The organism is Amphritea opalescens (genome assembly GCF_003957515.1).
Classification (GTDB): Bacteria; Pseudomonadota; Gammaproteobacteria; order Pseudomonadales; family Balneatricaceae; genus Amphritea; species Amphritea opalescens.
In genome coordinates this window covers 1-1570 of the sequence record NZ_RQXW01000039.1, presented here as the reverse complement: position 1 = coordinate 1570, position 1570 = coordinate 1, and the positions used below count along the sequence as shown (strand labels likewise).

Annotated in this window: 1 protein-coding gene; it reads right to left on the bottom strand. The window is 45.0% G+C overall.

Annotated elements, in window-relative coordinates; translation table 11 throughout:
• Positions 1-172: 172 nt before the first annotated feature.
• Complete coding sequence (locus EH243_RS18435; protein WP_126160124.1) at positions 173-1516, bottom strand: IS1182 family transposase; 1344 nt, start codon at positions 1514-1516, stop codon at positions 173-175.
• Positions 1517-1570: the final 54 nt, after the last annotated feature.

The following is a 1570-nucleotide window of genomic DNA, read 5'->3' as shown; positions in this document are numbered from 1 at the left end:
CAGGTTACTGATAAACCCCAGTATTTTTGCTGGGGTTTTGCTTTTCTAGCGCCATGACTGTTTTATTAACAAAATACTGGGGCAATAGTTTGAGGCCGTTTTAAGTCGCCTCAAGACCTCTCAGGCCTCATTTATAACGCGTATTTTGATCAAAAAACTCCTCTTAGGCAGCTTATGCCGCCATTAAGGCTATTTTCTTCATGTTTTGAGCGGCTGCTGTCAGCAAACACTGTGCTTGAACCTTACTCCGCCCTCTAAACCTCGCATACCGATATCCATGTAGTTCTTTCGCGTCCGCAAAGCTTCGCTCTACGGTCTCCTTCCTTCGGGCATAAATACTTTTCCCTACCGAGGTCAGTCGATGCTGATTTACCCTTTCCTTGCTATCTTCCCAGACGTGACGCGTGATTGTTTTAACGTACTTTTTATTATTCGTGCAGCGTTTCAGTTCAGGGCACGTTTTACAAACCGCCTCGTCAGATTCGTAATGACGGTAACCTGTACGACTGGTCGTTTTATAGATTAGCGTGTGGTTTTGAGGGCAACGGTAGACATTGTTTTGTGGATCATAAATATACTGACGTTTATAGAAATATCCTTTACGATGAGTCGGACGACGGTAGCCCATGACGGCATAAAGGTTTCGCTCTTCCAGCCCATGGCAGACCGCAGATGTAAAATATCCCGCATCAACACCGACATTCCTGAGGTTAAAGTTAAAACGCTGTTTTTGTCGGTCTAACCGCTCCAGATAAGGAACGGCATCGTGTACATTGCCCGGCGTCACATGAACATCGGTGATGATATTGCAGCGGCTATCAACCGTGCGATGATCTAGATAAAAGAAGCCTTTGGGCTTGGTATCCCGCACCATATAACCGCTATCTGGATCAGTGACGCTCTGCTTAATTTCACGTGTTTCCGCCTCCGGCTTGGGTGCAGGTAAAGGCTTTTTTCCATGGGCGGCCCGATCGCCTTCAACGGCTTGATCCAACGCATCCATGTAGGTTTGGCGTGACTGCTCAACCTGGATTTTCTGAAAGTGCTTTTTGTTTGCGTTAGCTTTGAGGTGTGTCGAGTCGGTATAAAGGGTGTGCCCGCCGACCAACTTGTGCTTTACAGCTTGAAGTACAATCTCATCGAATATTTGCTGATAGATATCCGAGTCTTTAAAGCGACGGATGCGGTTAGCGCTTAACGTTGAAGCATCAGGTACTTTGTCTGTTAGGTTTAATCCTAGGAACCATCGATACGCAACATTAACCTGAACATCCCGTATCAACTGACGTTCGCTACGAATGCCATATAAATACCCAACAAAAAGTAGTTTAAACATCAAGGTAGGATCTAATGCTGGGCGGCCGTTATTTGGGCAGTAGAAATCTTGAACAAGTTCATGAAGAAACGAAAAATCAATGACACGATCTATTTTACGTAACAAATGATCTTTAGGCACAAGCTCATCAATACAGACAAACTCAAGGGTGGACTGGGTTTGGGGGCGTTCTTTTAACATGGCTCTATTATAAAAAATCCTCGTCATTTGACGAGGACTTTTTCAGCAGTCTGA

Bases quoted from the DNA above. Each gene is read 5' to 3' on its own strand.
- EH243_RS18435 (WP_126160124.1), bottom strand. From the start codon at position 1,516: ATGTTAAAAGAACGCCCCCAAACCCAGTCCACCCTTGAGTTTGTCTGT.